At 64.3% G+C, this 18,989-nt stretch carries 15 protein-coding genes and 1 pseudogene; 1 reads left to right on the top strand and 15 read right to left on the bottom strand.

Annotated features, from left to right (window positions below; translation table 11 throughout):
• Positions 1-168 precede the first annotated feature (168 nt).
• The 15 genes from B0G62_RS30295 to B0G62_RS30225 all read right to left on the bottom strand — a co-directional run bounded on the left by B0G62_RS30295 (position 169) and on the right by B0G62_RS30225 (position 18,157).
• Complete coding sequence (locus tag B0G62_RS30295) at positions 169-1,956, bottom strand: acyl-CoA dehydrogenase C-terminal domain-containing protein (protein WP_103707855.1); 1,788 nt, start codon at positions 1,954-1,956, stop codon at positions 169-171.
• Between the two features lie 72 nt (positions 1,957-2,028).
• Entirely contained in the window at positions 2,029-2,628 is a 600-nt protein-coding gene (locus tag B0G62_RS30290; protein ID WP_103707854.1) for a TetR/AcrR family transcriptional regulator, read from the bottom strand.
• Between the two features lie 271 nt (positions 2,629-2,899).
• Positions 2,900-4,318 carry a phospholipase D-like domain-containing protein gene (locus B0G62_RS30285; protein ID WP_244193442.1) on the bottom strand — a complete coding sequence of 473 codons (1,419 nt, stop codon included), beginning with the start codon at positions 4,316-4,318 and terminating at the stop codon, positions 2,900-2,902.
• Entirely contained in the window at positions 4,319-4,789 is a 471-nt protein-coding gene (gene nudB / locus B0G62_RS30280) for a dihydroneopterin triphosphate diphosphatase (protein WP_103707853.1), read from the bottom strand.
• Positions 4,790-4,967: 178 nt separating this feature from the next.
• Positions 4,968-6,773: an aspartate--tRNA ligase gene (aspS, locus tag B0G62_RS30275; RefSeq protein WP_103707852.1), complete on the bottom strand. Its 1,806-nt coding sequence runs from the start codon at positions 6,771-6,773 to the stop codon at positions 4,968-4,970.
• A 74-nt stretch (positions 6,774-6,847) separates the two neighbouring features.
• Entirely contained in the window at positions 6,848-7,477 is a 630-nt protein-coding gene (locus B0G62_RS30270; RefSeq protein ID WP_103707851.1) for a DUF502 domain-containing protein, read from the bottom strand.
• A gap of 80 nt (positions 7,478-7,557) precedes the next feature.
• Positions 7,558-7,917 (bottom strand): FmdB family zinc ribbon protein, encoded by a 360-nt coding sequence (locus B0G62_RS30265; protein ID WP_103707850.1) that lies wholly within the window; start codon positions 7,915-7,917, stop codon positions 7,558-7,560.
• A gap of 234 nt (positions 7,918-8,151) precedes the next feature.
• Positions 8,152-8,796, bottom strand: a complete 645-nt coding sequence (locus B0G62_RS30260; RefSeq protein WP_103707849.1) for a methyltransferase domain-containing protein — start codon at positions 8,794-8,796, stop codon at positions 8,152-8,154.
• Positions 8,797-8,835: 39 nt separating this feature from the next.
• Complete coding sequence (ubiB, locus tag B0G62_RS30255; RefSeq protein WP_103707848.1) at positions 8,836-10,416, bottom strand: ubiquinone biosynthesis regulatory protein kinase UbiB; 1,581 nt, start codon at positions 10,414-10,416, stop codon at positions 8,836-8,838.
• A gap of 3 nt (positions 10,417-10,419) precedes the next feature.
• Positions 10,420-11,076 carry a ubiquinone biosynthesis accessory factor UbiJ gene (locus tag B0G62_RS30250; protein ID WP_103707863.1) on the bottom strand — a complete coding sequence of 219 codons (657 nt, stop codon included), beginning with the start codon at positions 11,074-11,076 and terminating at the stop codon, positions 10,420-10,422.
• A 152-nt stretch (positions 11,077-11,228) separates the two neighbouring features.
• Positions 11,229-12,224, bottom strand: coding sequence for a Tim44 domain-containing protein (locus B0G62_RS30245; RefSeq protein WP_103707847.1), 996 nt, complete (start codon positions 12,222-12,224; stop codon positions 11,229-11,231).
• Positions 12,225-12,260: 36 nt separating this feature from the next.
• Positions 12,261-12,992, bottom strand: a complete 732-nt coding sequence (gene ubiE, locus B0G62_RS30240; RefSeq protein ID WP_103707846.1) for a bifunctional demethylmenaquinone methyltransferase/2-methoxy-6-polyprenyl-1,4-benzoquinol methylase UbiE — start codon at positions 12,990-12,992, stop codon at positions 12,261-12,263.
• A gap of 101 nt (positions 12,993-13,093) precedes the next feature.
• Positions 13,094-13,507, bottom strand: coding sequence for a gamma-butyrobetaine hydroxylase family protein (locus B0G62_RS30235; protein WP_103707845.1), 414 nt, complete (start codon positions 13,505-13,507; stop codon positions 13,094-13,096).
• Positions 13,508-13,624: 117 nt separating this feature from the next.
• Positions 13,625-14,068, bottom strand: coding sequence for an HIT family protein (locus tag B0G62_RS30230; RefSeq protein ID WP_103707844.1), 444 nt, complete (start codon positions 14,066-14,068; stop codon positions 13,625-13,627).
• A 42-nt stretch (positions 14,069-14,110) separates the two neighbouring features.
• On the bottom strand, positions 14,111-18,157 hold the full coding sequence (locus B0G62_RS30225) for a DUF3683 domain-containing protein (RefSeq protein WP_103707843.1): 4,047 nt from the start codon (positions 18,155-18,157) through the stop codon (positions 14,111-14,113).
• Between the two features lie 656 nt (positions 18,158-18,813).
• On the opposite strand from B0G62_RS30225, the pseudogene B0G62_RS30220 reads away from it, so the two are divergent.
• Positions 18,814-18,989: pseudogene (locus B0G62_RS30220) on the top strand (pyridoxal-phosphate dependent enzyme); the annotation flags it as partial.

The following is an 18,989-nucleotide window of genomic DNA, read 5'->3' as shown; positions in this document are numbered from 1 at the left end:
GTTCCTCCAGCGGATATGCAATGTCGAGCGAAAACGGGACAAATACGGGATGGGTTTCGCGGCGCGAACCGGCGTGTTGTTGTTCTGGCCGGGACGCCGCTTGAGAGATTCGTTGCTGCGATGTTGAGTGGTGCGCTCGCTTAAAGGCGCGGCGCACCACCTGAGCGCTTAGAACAGCGCTTCGTCGACTTCCATCAGCGTCTTCGAGCCCGCGCGCGCCTGGCGGATCGAGGTTGCCGTTTCGGGCAGCAGCTTCGCAAAGTAGAAGCGCGCCGTAGCCAGCTTCGACTTGTAGAACGGATCGCCCGAGCTTTCCTTGTCCAGCGCGATGCGCGCCATGCGCGCCCAGAAGTACGCGAACACGAGGTGACCCGCCGTGCGCAGGTACGGCACGGCCGCCGCGCCCACTTCGTCGGGGTTCTGCATCGCCTTCATGCCGATTTCCATCGTGAGCTTCTGCATCTTGTCGCCAATGTCGGCGAGCGGATTCACGAACTCCTGCATTTCCGTCTTGATGCCTTCGGCTTCGACGAAATCCGTCACGAGCTTGCCGAACTTCTTGAGCTTCGCGCCCATGTCGCCGAGCACCTTGCGGCCCAGCAGGTCGAGCGACTGGATCGTGTTGGTGCCTTCGTAGATCTGGTTGATACGCGCGTCGCGCACGTACTGCTCCATGCCCCATTCGGAGATGAAGCCGTGGCCGCCGAACACCTGCATGCCGAGGTTGGTGCTGTCGAACGCGTTATCGGTCAGGAAAGCCTTGATGATCGGCGTGAGCAGCGCAACCAGATCGGCGGCTTCCTTGCGCTCGGCTTCGTCGGCGTGCGACAGCTCCTTGTCGATCTGCAGCGCCGACCAGTACGTGAAGGCGCGCGCGCCTTCGGCCCAGGCCTTCTGCGTGAGCAACATGCGGCGCACGTCCGGGTGGACGATGATCGGATCGGCGGCCTTTTCGGGCGCCTTCGGGCCGGTCAGCGCGCGCATCTGCAGACGCTCCTTCGCGTAGACGAGCGAGTTCTGATAGGCGACTTCGGTGAGACCCAGACCCTGCATACCCACGCCCAGGCGCGCCGCGTTCATCATCACGAACATGGCGTTCAAGCCCTTGTTCGGCTCGCCGACGAGCCAGCCCGCCGCGCCGTCCAGGTTCATGACGCAGGTGGAGTTGCCGTGGATGCCCATCTTGTGCTCGATCGAGCCGCACTTGATGCCGTTGCGCTCGCCTACTGCACCCGATTCGGTCGGGATGAACTTCGGCACGATGAAGAGCGAAATGCCCTTGGTGCCTTGCGGCGCATCCGGCAGGCGCGCGAGCACGAGGTGGATGATGTTCTCCGCCATGTCGTGCTCACCGCTCGAAATGAAGATCTTCGTGCCGGTGATCGCGTAGGAGCCATCGCTGTTCGGTTCGGCCTTGGTGCGCAGGATGCCGAGGTCGGTGCCGCAATGCGGCTCGGTCAGGCACATCGTCCCGGTCCACACGCCTTCGACGAGCTTCGGGAGATAGGTCTTTTGCAGCTCGGGCGTGCCGTGCGCGTGCAGACATTCGTAGGCGCCGTGCGAGAGACCCGGATACATGGTCCACGCCTGGTTCGCCGAGTTGAGCATTTCGTAGAGCGCGTTGTTCACGAATGCGGGCAGGCCCTGGCCGCCGTATTCGGGATCGCAGCCCAGCGCGGGCCAGCCGGCCTCGACGTACTGTTTGTACGCTTCTTTGAAGCCCGTCGGCGTGGTGACGACGCCGTCGCCGACATACGTGCAGCCTTCGCGGTCGCCGACCTGGTTCAGCGGAAACAGCACTTCCGAGCAGAACTTGCCTGCCTCTTCCAGCACCTGGTTGATGGTGTCGGCGTCGAGGTCAGCGTGCTTCGGCATCTGCTTGACTTCGCCTTCCACGTTCAGCAGTTCGTGCAGCACGAATTGCATGTCGCGCAGCGGCGCGGTGTACTGTCCCATGTTTTTCTCCCTAGATAGAGCTTTAGAGTTTCGGGCTTTCACGTACCGCCGCGACGCTGTGCGCGGCGCTCGCTACTGGCTCACGCTCTGGTACGAAACAATCAGTTTTTCGAACGCGGCCCACGTATGCTCGACCGCGTCCGGCAGGTGCAGGAAGCGGCCGTCATGATGCAGACCGAGTGTCACGCTATACAGTTCGAACAGCATCAGCGCGGGATCCGTATCGCGTCGCAGATGCCCTTCTTCGATCGCCTGCGCAATAGCTCGCAGCAGTGCCGCACGCCACATCGTCACGCTCGCCACCAGCTGCTCGCGCACCTGGCTGTCCGCGCGGTCGTCGTACTCGACCGCGCCGCTGATGTAAATGCAGCCGGTCGTGACTTCGTGGATGCGCTTCTCGAACCATCGCGACAGCATCGCACGCAGACGAGGCAAACCGCGTGGTTCGCGCAAGCTCGGAAAGAAGACTTCTTCCTCGAATCGGCGATGGTACTCACGCACCACCTCGACCTGCAGATCTTCGCGCGAACCGAAGTGCGCGAAGACGCCGCTCTTGCTCATCTGCATGCGCTCGGCCAGCAATCCAATGGTCAGACCTTCCAGTCCGTCCCGGCCCGCGAGGTCGAGTGCTGCATCCAGAATGGCGGCTCGTGTCTGTTCGCCTTTACGCATAGCTTTATTTACCGTGACGATGGGGCCGCGATGTTGGCTTGATCTGCTCGCATCTCGGCCTGAATTAAATCGAACGGCCGTACTATTGTTGAGGACAGCCGCCCGCGAAACAAGGACTTTATTAGAAACCGTTTTCTACCCGGTACTCTAATTTTCAGGGATCGCAAGAAGCGCACAAGCGAGCTTTTCTCGATTGCACGCGCGGGGTTGGGTGTGGCAGGCGCAAGGCTTGCGTCGGCCTGGCCGCACCGTGTTGCAACGCACCGGAAAGCTAGTCGTAACCGCCCACGGTGAGCAGCTTCATGACCACCCGATAGGAGTTCCATGCCAGCCAGTTCACGGCGCGCACGTGCCAGGGGCGAGCCTCGTAGCGGGCGCGGTCGATCTTCGGGGATTCGTCGAAGGCGCTCAGAATCGCGTCGCGCAACTGCTCGATCTGGGGATGCTGCACCAGCAGCACGTTGGCCTCGTTGTTGAGCACGAGGCTCAGCGCATCGAGATTCGACGAGCCGACCGTGCCCCATGCGCAATCCACCACCGCGACCTTGCCGTGCAGCATGGTTTTTTCGTACTCGGCGACCTGCACGCCCGCGCTCAGCAACTGGTGATACAGAAACGGCGTGCCGTAGTCGAGCACCTTGAATTCTTTCCGGCCGATCAGCAGCTTGACCGTCACGCCGCGCGACGCCGCCTCCAGCAGCGCGCGCCGCAGCCGCCGACCCGGCATGAAGTACGGATTGGCGAGCAGCACTTCCTTGCGCGCCTCGCCGATGGCGTCCAGATAGGCTTTCTCGATCGCCCGCCGGTTCACGACATTGTCGCGCGCGACGAACGCCACGCAAGGCACCTGCGCCGTGCGCGGATCGGGCACGCCCGCGCGCAGACGCTCGCGCAGCCGCGCGACGATGCGCTGCGCGCGCCCCGTGCGGACCACCGGCGCGAGTTCGCGCAACACCTCGTTGACGGCCTTGGCGGGCTGCATCACCGTATGGCCGGTGGGATGCGGCGCGAGAAAGCCCGCGCTCGCCGGCACGCCCGGCGACAGCGCCGCGTGCCCATCTGGCGCGCCAGCGCTCGCGAGCGGCGGCCGGTGCCCAAGGCGAATGCGCCGCCATTGCATCTCGATCGCCTCGCGCACGTCCACCACCACCGGCCCGGCCAGCTCGACCGCGAAATCCCAGCGCGCGAACGGCAGCGGCTTGCCGTCGTTCTCCATATCGTCGACGACGTTGATGCCGCCGCACCAGGCGTACTGATCGTCGATCACGGCAAGCTTGCGGTGCGTGCGCGAAAAGCCGAAGCGGCCGAAAATATGCGGGTTATAGATGCGATGCTCGATGCCCGCGGCGGGCCACGCATCGAACAGATCGAGGCGCGCGGTGCCGACGCCGTCGGTGATGACGCGCACGCGCACGCCGCGGCGCGCGGCGCGCATCAATGCCTCGGAGACGGCCTGCCCTGTCGCGTCGCGGCAAAAGATATAGGTTTCGAGCGCGACGTCGCGCCGGGCGCCGTCGATACGCTCGATCATCGCCGAAAAGAGATCCTTGCCCGAGTGGAACAGGCGCACCTCGTTGCCGCTCGTGAAGCGGTAGCGCGAACGATAGCGCCGCCCCAGCAACGCCTCGCGCAGCCGGATGACGCGGCGCGGTTCGAGGTCCGCTTCGGGATCGGCGCGGGTGTCGCTCACTTAACGCTCTCCGGCAAGGCGCGCGGGCAGTTGCAGGATCGCCTCGCGATTGGATGACGAGAAGCACTTTGCCGCCGCTTCTTCGTAGGGCAGCCACAGATACGCGGTGTGCTCGCGCGGCGCGAGCGTGACCGGGGTGCCTGCGGGCACTTCCAGACTAAACCAGTGCTCGGTATTGCGTGTGACGCCTGGCGCATAGCGATGGCGCCAGACCGGATAGATCTCGTATTCGATCTCGTGATGCCAGTCGCGCAGCGCCTGCGCGGGCACGACGATGCCCGTCTCCTCCGCCACCTCGCGCACGGCGGTTTCCACAAACGGCTCGTCGATGCGATCCTTCGAGCCGGTGACCGACTGCCAGAAGCCGGCGCGGTCGGCGCGCTCGATGATCAGGACGTCCATCCGCCCCGCCAACGGCGGCGTATGGATGACGACGAGTACGGATTCTGGAATCTTCGGCGGCTTTTGCATGGCGATAAAACGTGTGGGGCGCCGCGAGCTTTGCGACTTGTTTGCGACGGTCTTGTCAGGAATTTAACGCAAAAGGGGCCAAACGCGCACGGCGCGCAAAGCGAAACGCGACGCGAAAAAAAAGAGGCGCCTACGCGCCTCTTCTTCATGCCACTCTAAACGAACCGACTGCGCGGACTTACTGCGCCGTCTTCTGCTCGGGCTGACGCAGACGGATGTGCAGTTCCTTCAACTGACGCTCGTCAACTTCGCTCGGCGCCTGCGTGAGCAGACACTGTGCGCGTTGCGTCTTCGGGAACGCGATCACGTCGCGGATCGAGTCGGCGCCGGCCATCATCGTCACGATACGGTCCAGACCGAACGCGATACCGCCATGCGGCGGCGCGCCGTATTGCAGCGCGTCGAGCAGGAAGCCGAACTTCGCACGGGCTTCTTCCGGACCGATCTTGAGCGCGCGGAACACCTTGCTCTGCACCTCTTCCTGATAGATACGCACCGAGCCGCCGCCGATTTCCCAGCCGTTGAGCACCATGTCGTAAGCCTTCGCGAGGCAGCGACCCGGATCCGTTTCGAGGTATTCCAGGTGCTCGTCCTTCGGGCTCGTGAACGGGTGGTGCGCGGCCACGTAGCGGTTTTCTTCCTCGTCGTACTCGAACATCGGGAAGTCGATCACCCACAGCGGCTTCCAGCCCTTCTCGACCAGACCGTTGGCCTTGCCGAATTCCGAATGGCCGATCTTCAGGCGCAGCGCGCCCAGGCTGTCGTTGACCACCTTCGCGCGGTCGGCCGCGAAGAAGATGATGTCGCCGTCCTGCGCGCCGGTGCGCTCAAGGATCGCGGCGATCGACGCGTCATGCAGGTTCTTGACGATCGGGCTTTGCAGACCGTCACGGCCCTTCGCGACTTCGTTGACCTTGATCCAGGCGAGGCCCTTCGCGCCGTAGATGCGCACGAATTCCGTGTAGCCGTCGATGTCGCCGCGCGAGAGTTCGCCGCCCTTCGGCACGCGCAGCGCCGCGACACGGCCGTCCTTGCTGTTGGCCGGCGTGCTGAACACCTTGAAGTCCACGTCCTTGACGGCGTCCGTCAGTTCCGTGAATTCGAGCTTCACGCGCAGGTCCGGCTTGTCCGAACCGAAGCGGCTCATGGCTTCCGAGTACGGCATGATCGGGAACTTCGCGTCGAGTTCGACGCCGATCGTTTCCTTGAACACGTGACGCGCCATGTCTTCGAACAGGTCGCGGATTTCCTGCTCGCCGAGGAACGACGTTTCGCAGTCGATCTGCGTGAATTCGGGCTGACGGTCGGCGCGCAGGTCTTCGTCGCGGAAGCACTTGACGATCTGGTAGTAGCGATCGAAGTTCGCCACCATCAGCAGTTGCTTGAAGAGCTGCGGCGACTGCGGCAGCGCGAAGAACTGGCCTGCGTTCACACGCGACGGCACGAGGTAGTCGCGCGCGCCTTCCGGCGTGCTCTTGGTGAGCATCGGCGTTTCGATGTCGATGAAGCCGAGCGCGTCCAGATACTTGCGCGTTTCCATCGCCACGCGGTAGCGCAGGCGCAGGTTGTGCTGCATCTGCGGGCGGCGCAGGTCCAGCACGCGATGCGTGAGGCGCGTGGTTTCCGAGAGGTTGTCGTCGTCGAGCTGGAACGGCGGCGTGACCGACGCGTTGAGCACCACGAGTTCGTGGCACAGCACTTCGATCTTGCCGCTCTTGAGGTTGGCGTTGACCGTGCCTTCCGGACGATTGCGAACGACGCCCTTCACCTGCACGCAGAACTCGTTGCGCACGCCTTCGGCGACCTTGAACATCTCTGCGCGGTCCGGGTCGCAGACGACCTGGACGAGGCCTTCGCGGTCGCGCAGGTCGATGAAGATAACGCCGCCATGGTCGCGGCGGCGCTGCACCCATCCGCACAGCGAAACGTTTTGGCCCAGCAGCTGTTCGGTCACCAGACCGCAGTATTCAGATCTCATCGACATGATGTTCGTCTTTCGTTATGCGTAAATTAAACAGGAAGCTCGCGCAGGGTTGTAGCCGACGCGACATCCGGTATTTAAAGCGGGGGATCGATGGGGCGACGCGGGGTCGCGGCAGGCGCGACGACGCCCATCGAAACAATATACTTGAGCGCGGCATCGACCGTCATGTCGAGTTCGACGACTTCGCTCTTCGGCACCATCAGGAAAAAGCCCGAGGTGGGATTGGGCGTGGTCGGCACATACACGCTCACGTGATCTTCCTGCAGATGGTTCACCACGTCGCCGCCCGGAATGCCGGTGAGGAACGCGATGGTCCACGAGCCCTTGCGCGGGTACTCGATCAGGAGCGCCTTGCGAAAAGCATTGCCGTTGCTGGAAAGCAGTGTATCGGAAACTTGCTGGATGCTTCCATACAGCGGACCGATGATCGGGATGCGGCGCACCAGCGCATTCCACCACTCCACCAGCTTCTGGCCGATGAAGTTATGCGTGAGCAGCCCCACCACGAAGATGAACGCCAGCGTGAGCACCGCGCCGAGACCCGGCAGATGGAACGGCGGACGCCACGACTCCGGCAGGAGCAGCAGCGTCTGATCCATCGTGCTGATGACGAGATTCAGGACCCACAACGTGATGGCCAACGGCACCAGCACCAGCAGGCCGGTCAGGAACACCGATTTGAGCGTCGCTTTCTTGATCGTCATGTACACGCCATCCAGGCCGCGCGCGTAGCGCAGCGCTTGTGCGGCCTGGCTCCGGAAAACCGGACCCGGGCCGCAGGGTTTCAGGTCGAGCCTGCCGTGCTGCTCGTGGTGCTTGCGCTGGACGCCGCAGGGGCGCTCGCGGGAGCCGCTGCAGGCGCGCTTTCGGCGGCCGGCTTGCTGGCTTCCGCCGACGCGCCGGGCGCCGTCGCGCCGTCAGTCTTCGCGCCGGTCGCAGCCGCGCTGTTGCCGCCGTTATTGCCGCCGCGGAAGTCGGTGACGTACCAGCCCGAGCCCTTCAGCTGAAAGCCCGCCGCGGTGACCTGCTTGCGAAATGTATCCGCGCCGCAGTTCGGGCACTGCGTCAGGGGCGCATCGCTGATCTTCTGCAGACAGTCCTTGTCGAAGCCGCACGACTCGCAGCGGTAAGCGTAGATCGGCATGATCTCTTTCCTGATGAAACGAGTGAAAGTCAGGCGCAAAAACCTGACAAATGCTTGCAAAGCCTTGAATTATAGCCGCAAACGCTCGCCTGGCCCGGGAATTGCCGGGATGGCGCGAGCCTGACAGAGCGCGGCGCACTCGCAGGTAGTTGGGGACGGCTTGCGTGCGATCAAGGGTTTTGGCCTGTTTTCAGGCACGCGGCGCGGCGTGCAAGCCGTTGCCGCGTCGTCGTTCTAGCTGTTGCGCCGCCACGTCAGCCAGCGCTCGCGGCCCTGAAACACGGCGAGCGAACCTTCCACGGGCTGATCGTCGATGAGCGTGAAATGCGGCGTGAGCAGCGCGTCGAGTTCCGCGCGCGCGATGCCGAACGGCGGCCCCTTGGGCGTCTCGCCGATAAAGAAGTAGCCCGCCAGCAGCGCATCCGGCGCGAGCAGTCCGGCCATGCGGCGCGCGTAATCCGCGCGTTGCGCCTTCGGCAGCGCGCACAGGAACGCGCGCTCGAAAATCCAGGCCGGCGGGAATGGCGGCGCATAGGTGTAGAAGTCCGCCTCCTCCACCACGTCCGCATACTCGCCCAATACTGCGCGCGCGCGAGCGACCGCCGATGGCGCGAAATCGATGGCGCGCACCGTGCGGCCGCGCTCGGCCAGCCAGCGCGCCTCCCAGGCGTTGCCGCAGCCGGGAATCAGCACGGCGGCATCCGGATGCGCCGTGGCGAACGCCTCGAAGGCCGGCAGCACGCCCGCCTGATCCCATGGCGTGAAGCCGCGCTCGAAGCGCTCGTCCCAGAATGCGGGGGCGGCCGGGTCGCGGCTTTCGAATTCCGGGGCCGCGCCCGGCGTGGAATCCGGCTGTGCCGGAGAAGTCGGGTCGCTCATCGTCTCGCTCCCATGTTCCGCATGGCGCGGCAGTCTTTGTTAGCCGCCGTACCCATAGGCCAGCGCCAGCCACACGCGCGCTGCCACCATCCCGACGCCCACCGCCACGCCGAATACCACAAGGCCCTGCAAAAGCCGGTTGGTGCGGCGCTGCTCGACGAGAATCTGGCGGATCGCCTCGTCGTGGGCGTGCCCCGGCTCCTGGCGATGCAGCAGCGCCTGATGCACGAGCCGCGGCAGTTGCGGCAGCGTCTTGCTCCATTGCGGCGCCTCGATCTTCAGGCGCTCAAGCCAACCGCGCAGGCCGATCTGCTCGGTCATCCAGCGCTCCAGATACGGCTTGGCCGTCTTCCAGAGATCGAGTTCGGGATCGAGCGAGCGCCCGAGCCCTTCGACGTTGAGCATGGTCTTTTGCAGCAGCACAAGCTGCGGCTGGATTTCCACGTTGAAGCGGCGCGAGGTCTGGAACAGACGCAGCAGCACCTGGCCGAGCGAAATATCCTTGAGCGCGCGGTCGAAGTACGGCTCGCAGACCGCACGAATCGCGCTTTCCAGTTCTTCGACGCGCGTCGTGGGCGGCACCCAGCCCGACTCGATGTGCAGCGTGGCGACGCGGTGATAATCGCGCTTGAAGAAAGCAAGAAAGTTCTGCGCGAGGTAGTTCTTGTCGAAATCCGACAGCGCGCCGACGATGCCGAAATCCAGCGCGATATAGCGCCCGAAATGCGCCGGATCGAGGCTCACCTGGATGTTGCCGGGGTGCATGTCGGCGTGGAAAAAACCGTCGCGAAACACCTGCGTGAAGAAGATTTCGACGCCCTCGCGCGCGAGCTTCGGAATATCCACGCCCGCCGCGCGCAGCCGGTCCACCTGGCTGATCGGCACGCCCACCATGCGCTCCATCACCAGCACGTTGGCCGTGCTGAACTCCCAGTACATCTCGGGCACCAGCAGCAGATCGAGCCCCGCGAAGTTGCGGCGCAACTGGCTGCCGTTGGCGGCCTCGCGCATCAGGTCGAGTTCGTCGTGCAGATACTTGTCGAATTCGGCGACCACCTCGCGCGGCTTCAGACGCTTGCCGTCGGCCCACAGACGCTCGGCCCACACGGCGATATCGCGCAGCAGCAAGAGATCCGAATCGATCACGGGCCGCATGTTCGGGCGCAGCACCTTCACCGCCACCGCCTTGCCCGCGTGCTGGCCGGACTTCACCTTGGCGAAATGCACCTGCGCGATCGAGGCGCTTGCCACCGGCACGCGCTCGAACTCGTCGAACAGCACGTCGACGGGCGCGCCCAGCGATTTTTCGATGATGTCGATCGCCACCTGCGATTCGAACGGCGGCACCTGATCCTGGAGCTTGGCGAGTTCGTTGGCGATATCGAGCGGCAGCAGATCGCGCCGCGTCGAGAGCACCTGGCCGAACTTCACGAAGATGGGGCCGAGGCTTTCGAGCGCGAGGCGCAGACGCACACCCGGCGGTTGATCGAATTTGCGGCCGATCGTGGTAATGCGGAGCAGCAGTCTGACGCGCCGGTCATTGATCCGGCTCAACATCATTTCGTCGAGACCGAAGCGGATGACCGTAAAGAAAATCTTCAGGAAACGCAGAAAACGCATGTCTTAATTGCCTTGTAGCGGGCTCGGGCCGCGCGGGGCCGGGTTCTGGACCCCGCCCGCGCCGCGCGCTTGTGTTTTTTGTTCAAGGCGCTCGATGCGCTTTTCGACGCGCGCGAGCGCATCGCGCGCGCGGGACAGCTCGGTGTTGAAGCTGTCCAGCTCGGCGTGCCGCACGAGCTGCGGCTGTTCGTCGAGCAGATACTCGGTGACGGAGCCCAGCACGTTGCGACCCGTGCGCAGCGCCTGCGCATGTGCGGCGCGCGCGAACGACGCGATGCGCGAGGCCGGCGCGTCGCCGATCAGCTTCGCGAGATCCTCCTCGGGCTCCCAGCGCAGGTGCTCGGCGAGCTTGCCGATGATCTGCGCGAACTCGGCGTCGCCCTCGATCTTGACGTGCTTCATGACGGCGGACTGGCCGCCCTGCACATACGAGGACAGCGCACCCGCGGGCAGCGAAAGCGCGACGTCCGCGTGGCCCGCGTCCTGTTCTTCAACTGCTGCGAGATAGCCGTCGGGCTGCACGAGCAAGGTCAGAACGACGGGCGGACAGGACAGGCGCGCGGTCTTGCCGGCGTAAGGAGCGAGTCGGTCGCGGGCCCACGATTCGCGGGCGAGCAAATGATTGACAGCGGCGGCGAAGGGCTTGGCGGCGAGGGTCATCGGCGTGGAAATAAAAAAACCCGCGCGGGCGTCGAGCTCGCGCGGGTTCCTATTGTAGCGTTCGAGGCGCAAGGCCGCGCCGCCACGCGGCGCAAGCTATTCAGGCCACCGGCGCGCGCTATTTCGCCACGCCGTCAGGCTCGCTCATGCGCTCAGTGCGATTCGACCTGCTGGATGCCCGCGAGCAGCCAGCCCTCGCCCGTCGCGCGCGACTTCGACAGATTCCAGATCTCGACGAACGGCTCGGCGGCAGCCCCCGCTTCCTCGCGAATCAGACCGGAGAAGCGCACGCTCGCGAGATATTCGCTGCCGCGCTCCTCGACCGCCAGCAGATCGGCGTTGAGCTGCACGACGTCGGTCTGGTTGCGCTGCGCGCCACGGCTCGCGAGATCGACGCGGACTTCCGCGAACATTTCCGGCGTGGTGAATTCGCGGATGTCCTCGATATTGCCCACGTCCCACGCGGCCTGCAGACGCACGAAGTACACCTTGGCGTTACGCAGGAACGATTCCGTGTCGAAGCCCGCCGGGACGTCAGGCGCGGTATTGATCTGCGGCGTGGTGAGCGGCTGCGCCTCCGGCGCGAGGTACTGGCCCGTGGGCGGCGCGCTGTAGCGCGGCTCCTGCGGCTGATAGCCGCCCGCCTGGTTCAAATTCGCTCCACCCGTTTGATACGCGGGCTGCTGCGCGTCGCGGCGGCGGCTCATGAACTTGCGGATCAGCCAGATGGCGACGAAAGCGATCAGCGCGATCACGATCATGTTCGCCATCATGCCGGCGAACGCTTCGCCCAGACCGAAGTGCGAAAGCAGCGCGGCGATGCCCAGACCCGCCGCGAGACCCGCGATCGGCCCGAGCCAGCGGTTGCGCGCCGGTGCGGGCGCGGGCGTCGGCGCGGGTGCGCCGGGGGCGCGCTGCGCGCCGGCCTGCTGCGTGGGGCTGGGCTGTGCGGGCGGCGGCGTGGTGCTGCGCTGCGAGGCCACCGACGACTGACGGCCAAAGCTACGTCCACCACCCATGCGTCTTGCTTCAGCGTCGAGCGAAGCCAGGCTGCCCACCACGATCGCACCGATCACTGCAAAGGTGCCAATCCGCCTTACCCAAGACGTTGAAAGCTTTTTGGAAGCAATACTGCAGGTCTCAGGCATGGCGGAATTTCCTTTAAAGACAGAGATTTAGTAACATCAGTACTTTGTCCCGACGTGTAAGGCTACCACGCCAGCTGACAAATTGTAATATTTGACGGCATCGAGGCCGACTTGTTCCATCATCGTCTTCAATGTTTCCTGGTCCGGATGCATGCGGATCGACTCGGCGAGGTACTGATAACTGTCCGCGTCCTGGGCAAAACGCTTGCCCAGCCACGGCAGCACCTTGAACGAATAGACGTCGTAGGCTTTCTTGAGCGGCTCCCAGACCTTGGAGAATTCGAGCACCATCACGCGGCCGCCCGGCTTGATCACGCGGCGCATTTCGGCCAGCGCACGATCCTTGTGGGTCATGTTGCGCAGGCCGAAGGCCACCGTCACCAGATCGAAATAGTTATCCGGAAACGGAATCTTCTCCGCGTCGCACAGCAGCGCGGGCGTGATCACGCCTTTATCGATGAGCCGGTCGCGGCCCACGCGCAGCATCGATTCGTTGATGTCAGTGTGCCAGACCTCGCCGGTCGGGCCAGCCTTCTTCGCGAACGCCATCGACAGATCGCCCGTGCCGCCCGCGATGTCGAGCACCTTCGCGCCCGGACGAATGTTCGCCTGCGCGATCGTGAACGCCTTCCAGGCGCGGTGCAGCCCGCCCGACATCAGATCGTTCATCAGGTCGTAGTTCGAGGCGACCGAGTGGAACACACCGGCCACCTTCTTCGCCTTGTCCTGTTCGTCGACTGTCTGATAGCCGAAGTGGGTTTTGCTCATCGCGCTCGTCCTTTCGCGGGTCTTGACCCGGATCGTGTCCGGATCTTTTTGATGGAGTGCGCCGCGCCCCTCGCGCGGCGGCTGGATCGTAACAGGAAGCGTCAGTGGCAGTGGCCGTGCGCGGCAGGGGCCGCCGCCATCGGGGCGTCGCGCTCGACGCCCGCTGCCTTGAGCTTCGCGAAGTAGTCGGCCCAGAGTGCGTCCTGACGCGTCGCCAGCTCGTAGAGCTGGTCCCAGGAGTAGATGCCGGTATTGTGGCCATCGGAGAAAGTGGGCTGCAGCGCGTAGTGGCCGACGCCTTCCAGCGCCGTGATCGTCACTTCGCGCTTGCCGGTCTGCAGCGTCTCCTGGCCGGGGCCGTGGCCGCGCACCTCGGCCGAGGGCGAATAGACGCGCATCAGTTCGAACGGAATGCGATAGCTCTCGCCGTTCGCGTACTGCAGTTCGAGCACGCGCGACAGCGCGTGCACCACGACGCCGGTTGGAATCGGCGTATCGGATTTCAGTCCACTCATGTTTGTTCCTGATCGGCCATTGCGTCGAACATTGCGAGCCTCGAAAGCGTTGCGATCTTCGGCTGCACGCTCGGGAACGCGCACGAACGGCGGCATCGCCGCTTCATGCGCGTGCGCTCAATCCTGCTGCGTCTGCCCCGCCGCACCCATTTCCTGACGCACCGCCTCGCGCAGCAGCGTGGCCTGCGCGCGGCGCTGCCCGAGCATCGCCTCGGACACCGTGCGCTGACGCGGCGACCAGACGGACATCGGGAAATGCGCGTCGTTGGTGAAACGCGGAATCACGTGCCAGTGCACGTGCGGCACCTGATTGCCGAGACTCGCGAGATTCACCTTCGACGGCTGCATGATGCGGCGCAGCGCCCGCTCGACCGCATAAACGGCGCGCATAAGGTGTTCCCGGTCGGCGTCGGTGAGATCCGAGAACTCGGCGACATGCGTATTCCAGATCACGCGGCAAAAGCCGGGATACTCAATTTCGGCGGTCGCGAGAACGATGCGCATGCGCTCGTCTTCCCACAGCACGTCACCGCCTTCCTCATTGCAGAATACGCATCCCATCGTCGTCCTCGAACCCGTGTTACGGAAAAATTGGCGCTGACATTAGACCAGCACGCGCTCGATTCCGCCATTGTTCGCGCGGCTCACGTAGTCGGCCATCCAGTTTTCGCCGAGCACGTGACGGGCGATCTCCACCACGATGTAGTCGGCTTCGATGTTGGCGTCCTCGTTGTAGCGCGACAGACCCTGGAGGCACGACGGGCACGACGTCAGGATCTTGACGTCCTGCGCCTTGCCCTGGCCGCCCGCTTCCTGCAGGGTGGCCGGCTGCACGCCGTTCGCACCGTTGCCGATGATCGGAATGTCGCGCAGCTTCGCCGCGCCCTTGCGGATTTCCTCTTCCTTGCGGAAACGCACCTGCGTCGAGATGTCCGGACGCGTCACCGCGAGCGTGCCCGACTCGCCGCAGCAACGATCGTTCTTCTCGATCCTGTAGCCGTCCTTTTCCGAACCCATGAGTTCGTTGACGAGCTTGACCGGGTCGATCGTCTTGATCGGCGTGTGGCAGGGGTCGTGGTACATGTAGCGCGTGCCGCTCACGCCATCGAGCTTGATGCCCTTTTCGAGCAGGAACTCGTGAATGTCGATGATGCGGCAGCCCGGGAAAATCTTGTCGAATTCATAACCGGCCAGCTGGTCGTAGCACGTCCCGCACGACACCACGACGGTCTTGATGTCGAGGTAGTTGAGCGTGTTGGCGACGCGGTGGAACAGCACGCGGTTGTCGGTGACGATCTTCTCGGCCTTGTCGAACTGACCCGAGCCGCGCTGCGGATAACCGCAGCACAGATAGCCCGGCGGCAGCACGGTCTGCACGCCCGCTTCCCAGAGCATCGCCTGGGTCGCCAGTCCCACTTGCGAGAACAGACGCTCCGAGCCGCAACCGGGGAAGTAGAACACCGCTTCCGAATCCACATTCGTAGTCTTCGGATTACGAATGATCGGCACGATCTTGTTGTCTTCGATGTCGAGCAGCGCGCGCGCGGTCTTCTTCGGCAGGTTGCCCGGCATCTTCTTGTTGACGAAGTGGATCACCTGCTCGACCACCGGCGCGCGGCCCGTCGTGGCGGGCGGATGCGCCGCCTGCTTCCTGACGAACTTCTTGAGCACGTCGTTGCCCAGCCGCTGCGCCTTGTAGCCCACGCCCATCATCGCGGTGCGCGCGAGATTGATGGTCTGCGGATTGGTCGCGTTGAGGAAGAACATGCCCGCCGCGTTGCCCGCGTTGAACTTCTTCTTGCCCATCTTGCGCAGCAGGTTGCGCATGTTCATCGTCACGTCGCCGAAGTCGATCTTGACCGGGCACGGCGTCACGCACTTGTGGCAGACCGTGCAGTGGTCGGCCACGTCGTTGAACTCGTCCCAGTGCTTGATCGACACGCCGCGGCGCGTCTGCTCTTCGTACAGGAAGGCCTCGACCAGCAAGGACGTGGCGAGAATCTTGTTGCGCGGGCTGTACAGCAGGTTCGCGCGCGGCACGTGCGTGGCGCACACCGGCTTGCACTTGCCGCAGCGCAGGCAGTCCTTGACCGACTCGGCGATCGCGCCAATGTCGGATTGCTGCATGATCAGCGACTCGTAGCCCATCAGGCCGAACGACGGCGTGTAGGCGTTGCGCAGATCGGCGCCTTCGAGCAGCTTGCCCTTGTTGAAGCGCCCCTCCGGATCGACGCGCTGCTTGTAGGCGCGGAATTCGGCAATCTCGTCGTCCGTGAGGAATTCGAGCTTCGTGATGCCGATGCCGTGCTCGCCCGAAATCACGCCGTCGAGCGAGCGCGCGAGCTTCATGATGCGCGCAACCGCGTGGTGCGCGTCCTGCAGCATCTCGTAGTTGTCCGAGTTGACCGGCAGGTTGGTGTGCACGTTGCCGTCGCCGGCGTGCATGTGAAGCGCGACGAACACTCGTCCGCGCAGCACCTTCTTGTGGATCGCCTGGGCTTCGTCGAGGATCGGCTTGAACGCGCCGCCGTTGAAGATCTGGCGCAGTTCGGCGCGGATCTCCTGCTTCCACGAGATGCGAATCGTGCGGTCCTGCGTCACGTGGAAGACATTGACGCCGGGCTGCGCATCGACGCGGTCGGCGAACTTTTCCGCCAGCGCTTCGTAGCCCACCTGCAGGAGAGAGTGCTGCGCCTCGGCGAGCGGCATGTCGAGCTTCTCGCCCACGAAAGTCCAGCGCTCGCGCACGCGCTGGAGCAGGTCGAGCGCCTGCTGCACGCGGTCTTCGAGCAGTTCCGCCGAGGGGATTTCGTTGGCGTCGTCGGTCTTGCCGAGCGGCAGCTTGCCTTCCTTGAAGAACGCTTCGAGCGCGTCGATCAGTTGCAGCTTGTTCTTGATCGACAGTTCGATGTTGATGCGCTCGATGCCGTCGGTGTACTCGCCCATGCGGTTGAGCGGAATCACGACGTCTTCGTTGATCTTGAACGCGTTGGTGTGCTTCGCGATCGCGGCCGTGCGGCTGCGGTCGAGCCAGAAGCGCTTGCGCGCCTCGGCGGAGACGGCGACGAAACCTTCGCCGCTCTTGCCGTTGGCCATGCGGATGACTTCCGAAGTGGCCGTGGCCACCGCATCGGCGTCGTCGCCGACGATGTCGCCGATCAGCACCATCTTCGGAAACGCGTTGCGCTTGCTCTTGGTCGCGTAACCCACGGCGCGCAGATAACGCTCGTCCAGATGCTCCAGACCCGCGAGAATCGCGCCGCCCTGCTTCGAGGTCTCGAACAGGTAATCCTTGATTTCGACGATGCTCGGGATCGCCTCGCGCGCCTGGCCGAAGAACTCCAGACAGACCGTGCGCGTGTTCGCGGGCATCTTGTGCAGCACCCAGCGCGCCGACGTGATGAGACCGTCGCAGCCTTCCTTCTGCACGCCCGGCAGCCCCGCGAGGAACTTGTCCGTCACGTCCTTGCCCAGACCTTCTTTACGGAAGCGCTTGCCTTCGATGTCGAGCCATTCCGTCTTGAGCAGCTTTTCGCCCGGCGCGTACTCGCCGTCGAACCACTTGAGTTCGAAGCGCGCCACCGCAATGTCGTGGATCTTGCCCATGTTGTGGTCGAGGCGCGTGACTTCGAGCCAGTTGCCCTGCGGATCGACCATGCGCCACCAGGCGAGATTGTCGAGCGCCGTGCCCCACAGCACGGCCTTCTTGCCGCCCGCGTTCATCGCGACGTTGCCGCCGATGCACGAGGCGTCGAGCGAAGTCGGATCGACGGCGAACACGAAGCCTGCCGCATCGGCCGCTTCCGTCACGCGGCGCGTGACCACGCCCGCGCCCGAGAAAATCGTCGCGACCTTGCGCTCGACGCCGGGCAGATCGGTCATCTCGACCGGGCCGAGCTGTTCGAGCTTTTCGGTGTTGATGACGGCCGAGAACGGCGTGAGCGGCACCGCGCCGCCCGTGTAGCCCGTGCCGCCTCCGCGCGGAATCACGGTCAGGCCGAGTTCGAAACACGCCTTGATGAGACCGGCGATTTCGGCTTCGGTGTCGGGCGTGAGGACCACGAACGGATATTCGACGCGCCAGTCGGTGGCGTCGGTCACGTGCGAGACGCGCGCGATGCCGTCGAAGCGGATGTTGTCCTTCTGCGTGCGGCGGCCCAGCACCTTGGTGGCGCGGCGGCGCAGCTCGGCCATCTTCTCGAATTCGGCGGCGAAGTCGTCGATGGCGCGGCGCGCGGACGACACCAGCGTTTCCACGCGGGCGGCGCGCTCGACGCCTTCCTGGTCGTTATGCTCGACGAGGTCGGCGTGACGGCGCTTCTCGATTTCGGCGATGCGGTGATTCAGCGCCTCGATCAGCAGCGCGCGGCGCTTCGGGTTGTCCAGCAGGTCGTCCTGCAGATACGGATTGCGGCGCACGACCCAGATGTCGCCGAGCACTTCATAGAGCATACGCGCCGAGCGGCCGGTGCGGCGTTCGGCTCGCAGTTCGGCGAGCGCGTCCCAGGCCTGTTCGCCCAGCAGGCGAATGACAATTTCGCGATCCGAAAAGGACGTGTAGTTATACGGAATCTCGCGCAGGCGCGGTTCGATATCGGTGGCCACGGCGGCGGCTGCGCCGTGAGGATCGAAAACTTGAGGTGCGTTCATGGTTGGACGACTCTTTGAGCCAGTCCCGCTCAGTGGGTCGCTTGGTGGGCAAGCGGCCTGCATGGCGGAAGCTGACGGGGCGCGTGGGGCGCTATTCTGAAATCGAGTCCGCCGGTGGCTCGCGGATGGCGTGCGGTGGCTGATAGCGGACGAAGGGGGTGGGGAAGCATGGCGGCAGCGCTCACGCCGATGGTTCCCCGGCGCTCGGACTTAGCGACACGATCGTGCGCGGATATGCCGCTGCGCCGCGGGGCGGGTCTCGCGCCGTGCGGGCATCAAATGGGCTGTCCGGGGTTGCCAGTGCATCTTCCGATCCTTGTTTCAAAAAACGATTTTAACGCATGATCCGCACGCGCGCTGACGGTACGCGGGAACAGTACGGACATATAACTTTCATTTTTTGACATTCGCGTGGGCGTTGATTCGCCGTCCGGAAGGTCGGGAAATCATTCGGTCGCGCGAGGGCGGGCACACGGCCCTGCTCTGCCCGTTGTCCTGTCCCGTTGTCCCGCCCCTACGGGCAGTGCGTCTGCCGTTGGCGCTATCATTTGCGTTTCGGCGTTCGCTGTTGTTTGCTGCTGTTTGCTTTTGCTTGCTTTCGCTCCGGCCTTTCCACCGCTTTCCGCTCACCTTGCCGCGCCCGGCGCGCCCCTAGCATGGCTTCCCACGACGATTACCTCAAGAAAGTCCTCACCGCCCGCGTCTACGACGCCGCCCGCGAGACCGAACTCGAGCGTGCACCGAATCTCTCCGCCCGCCTGCGCAACACGGTCCTGCTCAAGCGCGAGGACAACCAGCCCGTGTTCTCGTTCAAGCTGCGCGGCGCCTACAA

Source organism: Paraburkholderia eburnea, assembly GCF_002917095.1.
Classification (GTDB): Bacteria; Pseudomonadota; Gammaproteobacteria; order Burkholderiales; family Burkholderiaceae; genus Paraburkholderia; species Paraburkholderia eburnea.
Note: the sequence above shows the minus strand (reverse complement) of the source record. Positions and strands in the feature narration are given on the sequence as shown.

Bases quoted from the DNA above. Each gene is read 5' to 3' on its own strand.
- B0G62_RS30295 (WP_103707855.1), bottom strand. From the start codon at position 1,956: ATGGGACAGTACACCGCGCCGCTGCGCGACATGCAATTCGTGCTGCAC.
- B0G62_RS30290 (WP_103707854.1), bottom strand. From the start codon at position 2,628: ATGCGTAAAGGCGAACAGACACGAGCCGCCATTCTGGATGCAGCACTC.
- nudB (WP_103707853.1), bottom strand. From the start codon at position 4,789: ATGCAAAAGCCGCCGAAGATTCCAGAATCCGTACTCGTCGTCATCCAT.
- aspS (WP_103707852.1), bottom strand. From the start codon at position 6,773: ATGTCGATGAGATCTGAATACTGCGGTCTGGTGACCGAACAGCTGCTG.
- B0G62_RS30270 (WP_103707851.1), bottom strand. From the start codon at position 7,477: ATGACGATCAAGAAAGCGACGCTCAAATCGGTGTTCCTGACCGGCCTG.
- B0G62_RS30265 (WP_103707850.1), bottom strand. From the start codon at position 7,917: ATGCCGATCTACGCTTACCGCTGCGAGTCGTGCGGCTTCGACAAGGAC.
- B0G62_RS30260 (WP_103707849.1), bottom strand. From the start codon at position 8,796: ATGAGCGACCCGACTTCTCCGGCACAGCCGGATTCCACGCCGGGCGCG.
- ubiB (WP_103707848.1), bottom strand. From the start codon at position 10,416: ATGCGTTTTCTGCGTTTCCTGAAGATTTTCTTTACGGTCATCCGCTTC.
- B0G62_RS30250 (WP_103707863.1), bottom strand. From the start codon at position 11,076: ATGACCCTCGCCGCCAAGCCCTTCGCCGCCGCTGTCAATCATTTGCTC.
- B0G62_RS30245 (WP_103707847.1), bottom strand. From the start codon at position 12,224: ATGCCTGAGACCTGCAGTATTGCTTCCAAAAAGCTTTCAACGTCTTGG.
- ubiE (WP_103707846.1), bottom strand. From the start codon at position 12,992: ATGAGCAAAACCCACTTCGGCTATCAGACAGTCGACGAACAGGACAAG.
- B0G62_RS30235 (WP_103707845.1), bottom strand. From the start codon at position 13,507: ATGAGTGGACTGAAATCCGATACGCCGATTCCAACCGGCGTCGTGGTG.
- B0G62_RS30230 (WP_103707844.1), bottom strand. From the start codon at position 14,068: ATGGGATGCGTATTCTGCAATGAGGAAGGCGGTGACGTGCTGTGGGAA.
- B0G62_RS30225 (WP_103707843.1), bottom strand. From the start codon at position 18,157: ATGAACGCACCTCAAGTTTTCGATCCTCACGGCGCAGCCGCCGCCGTG.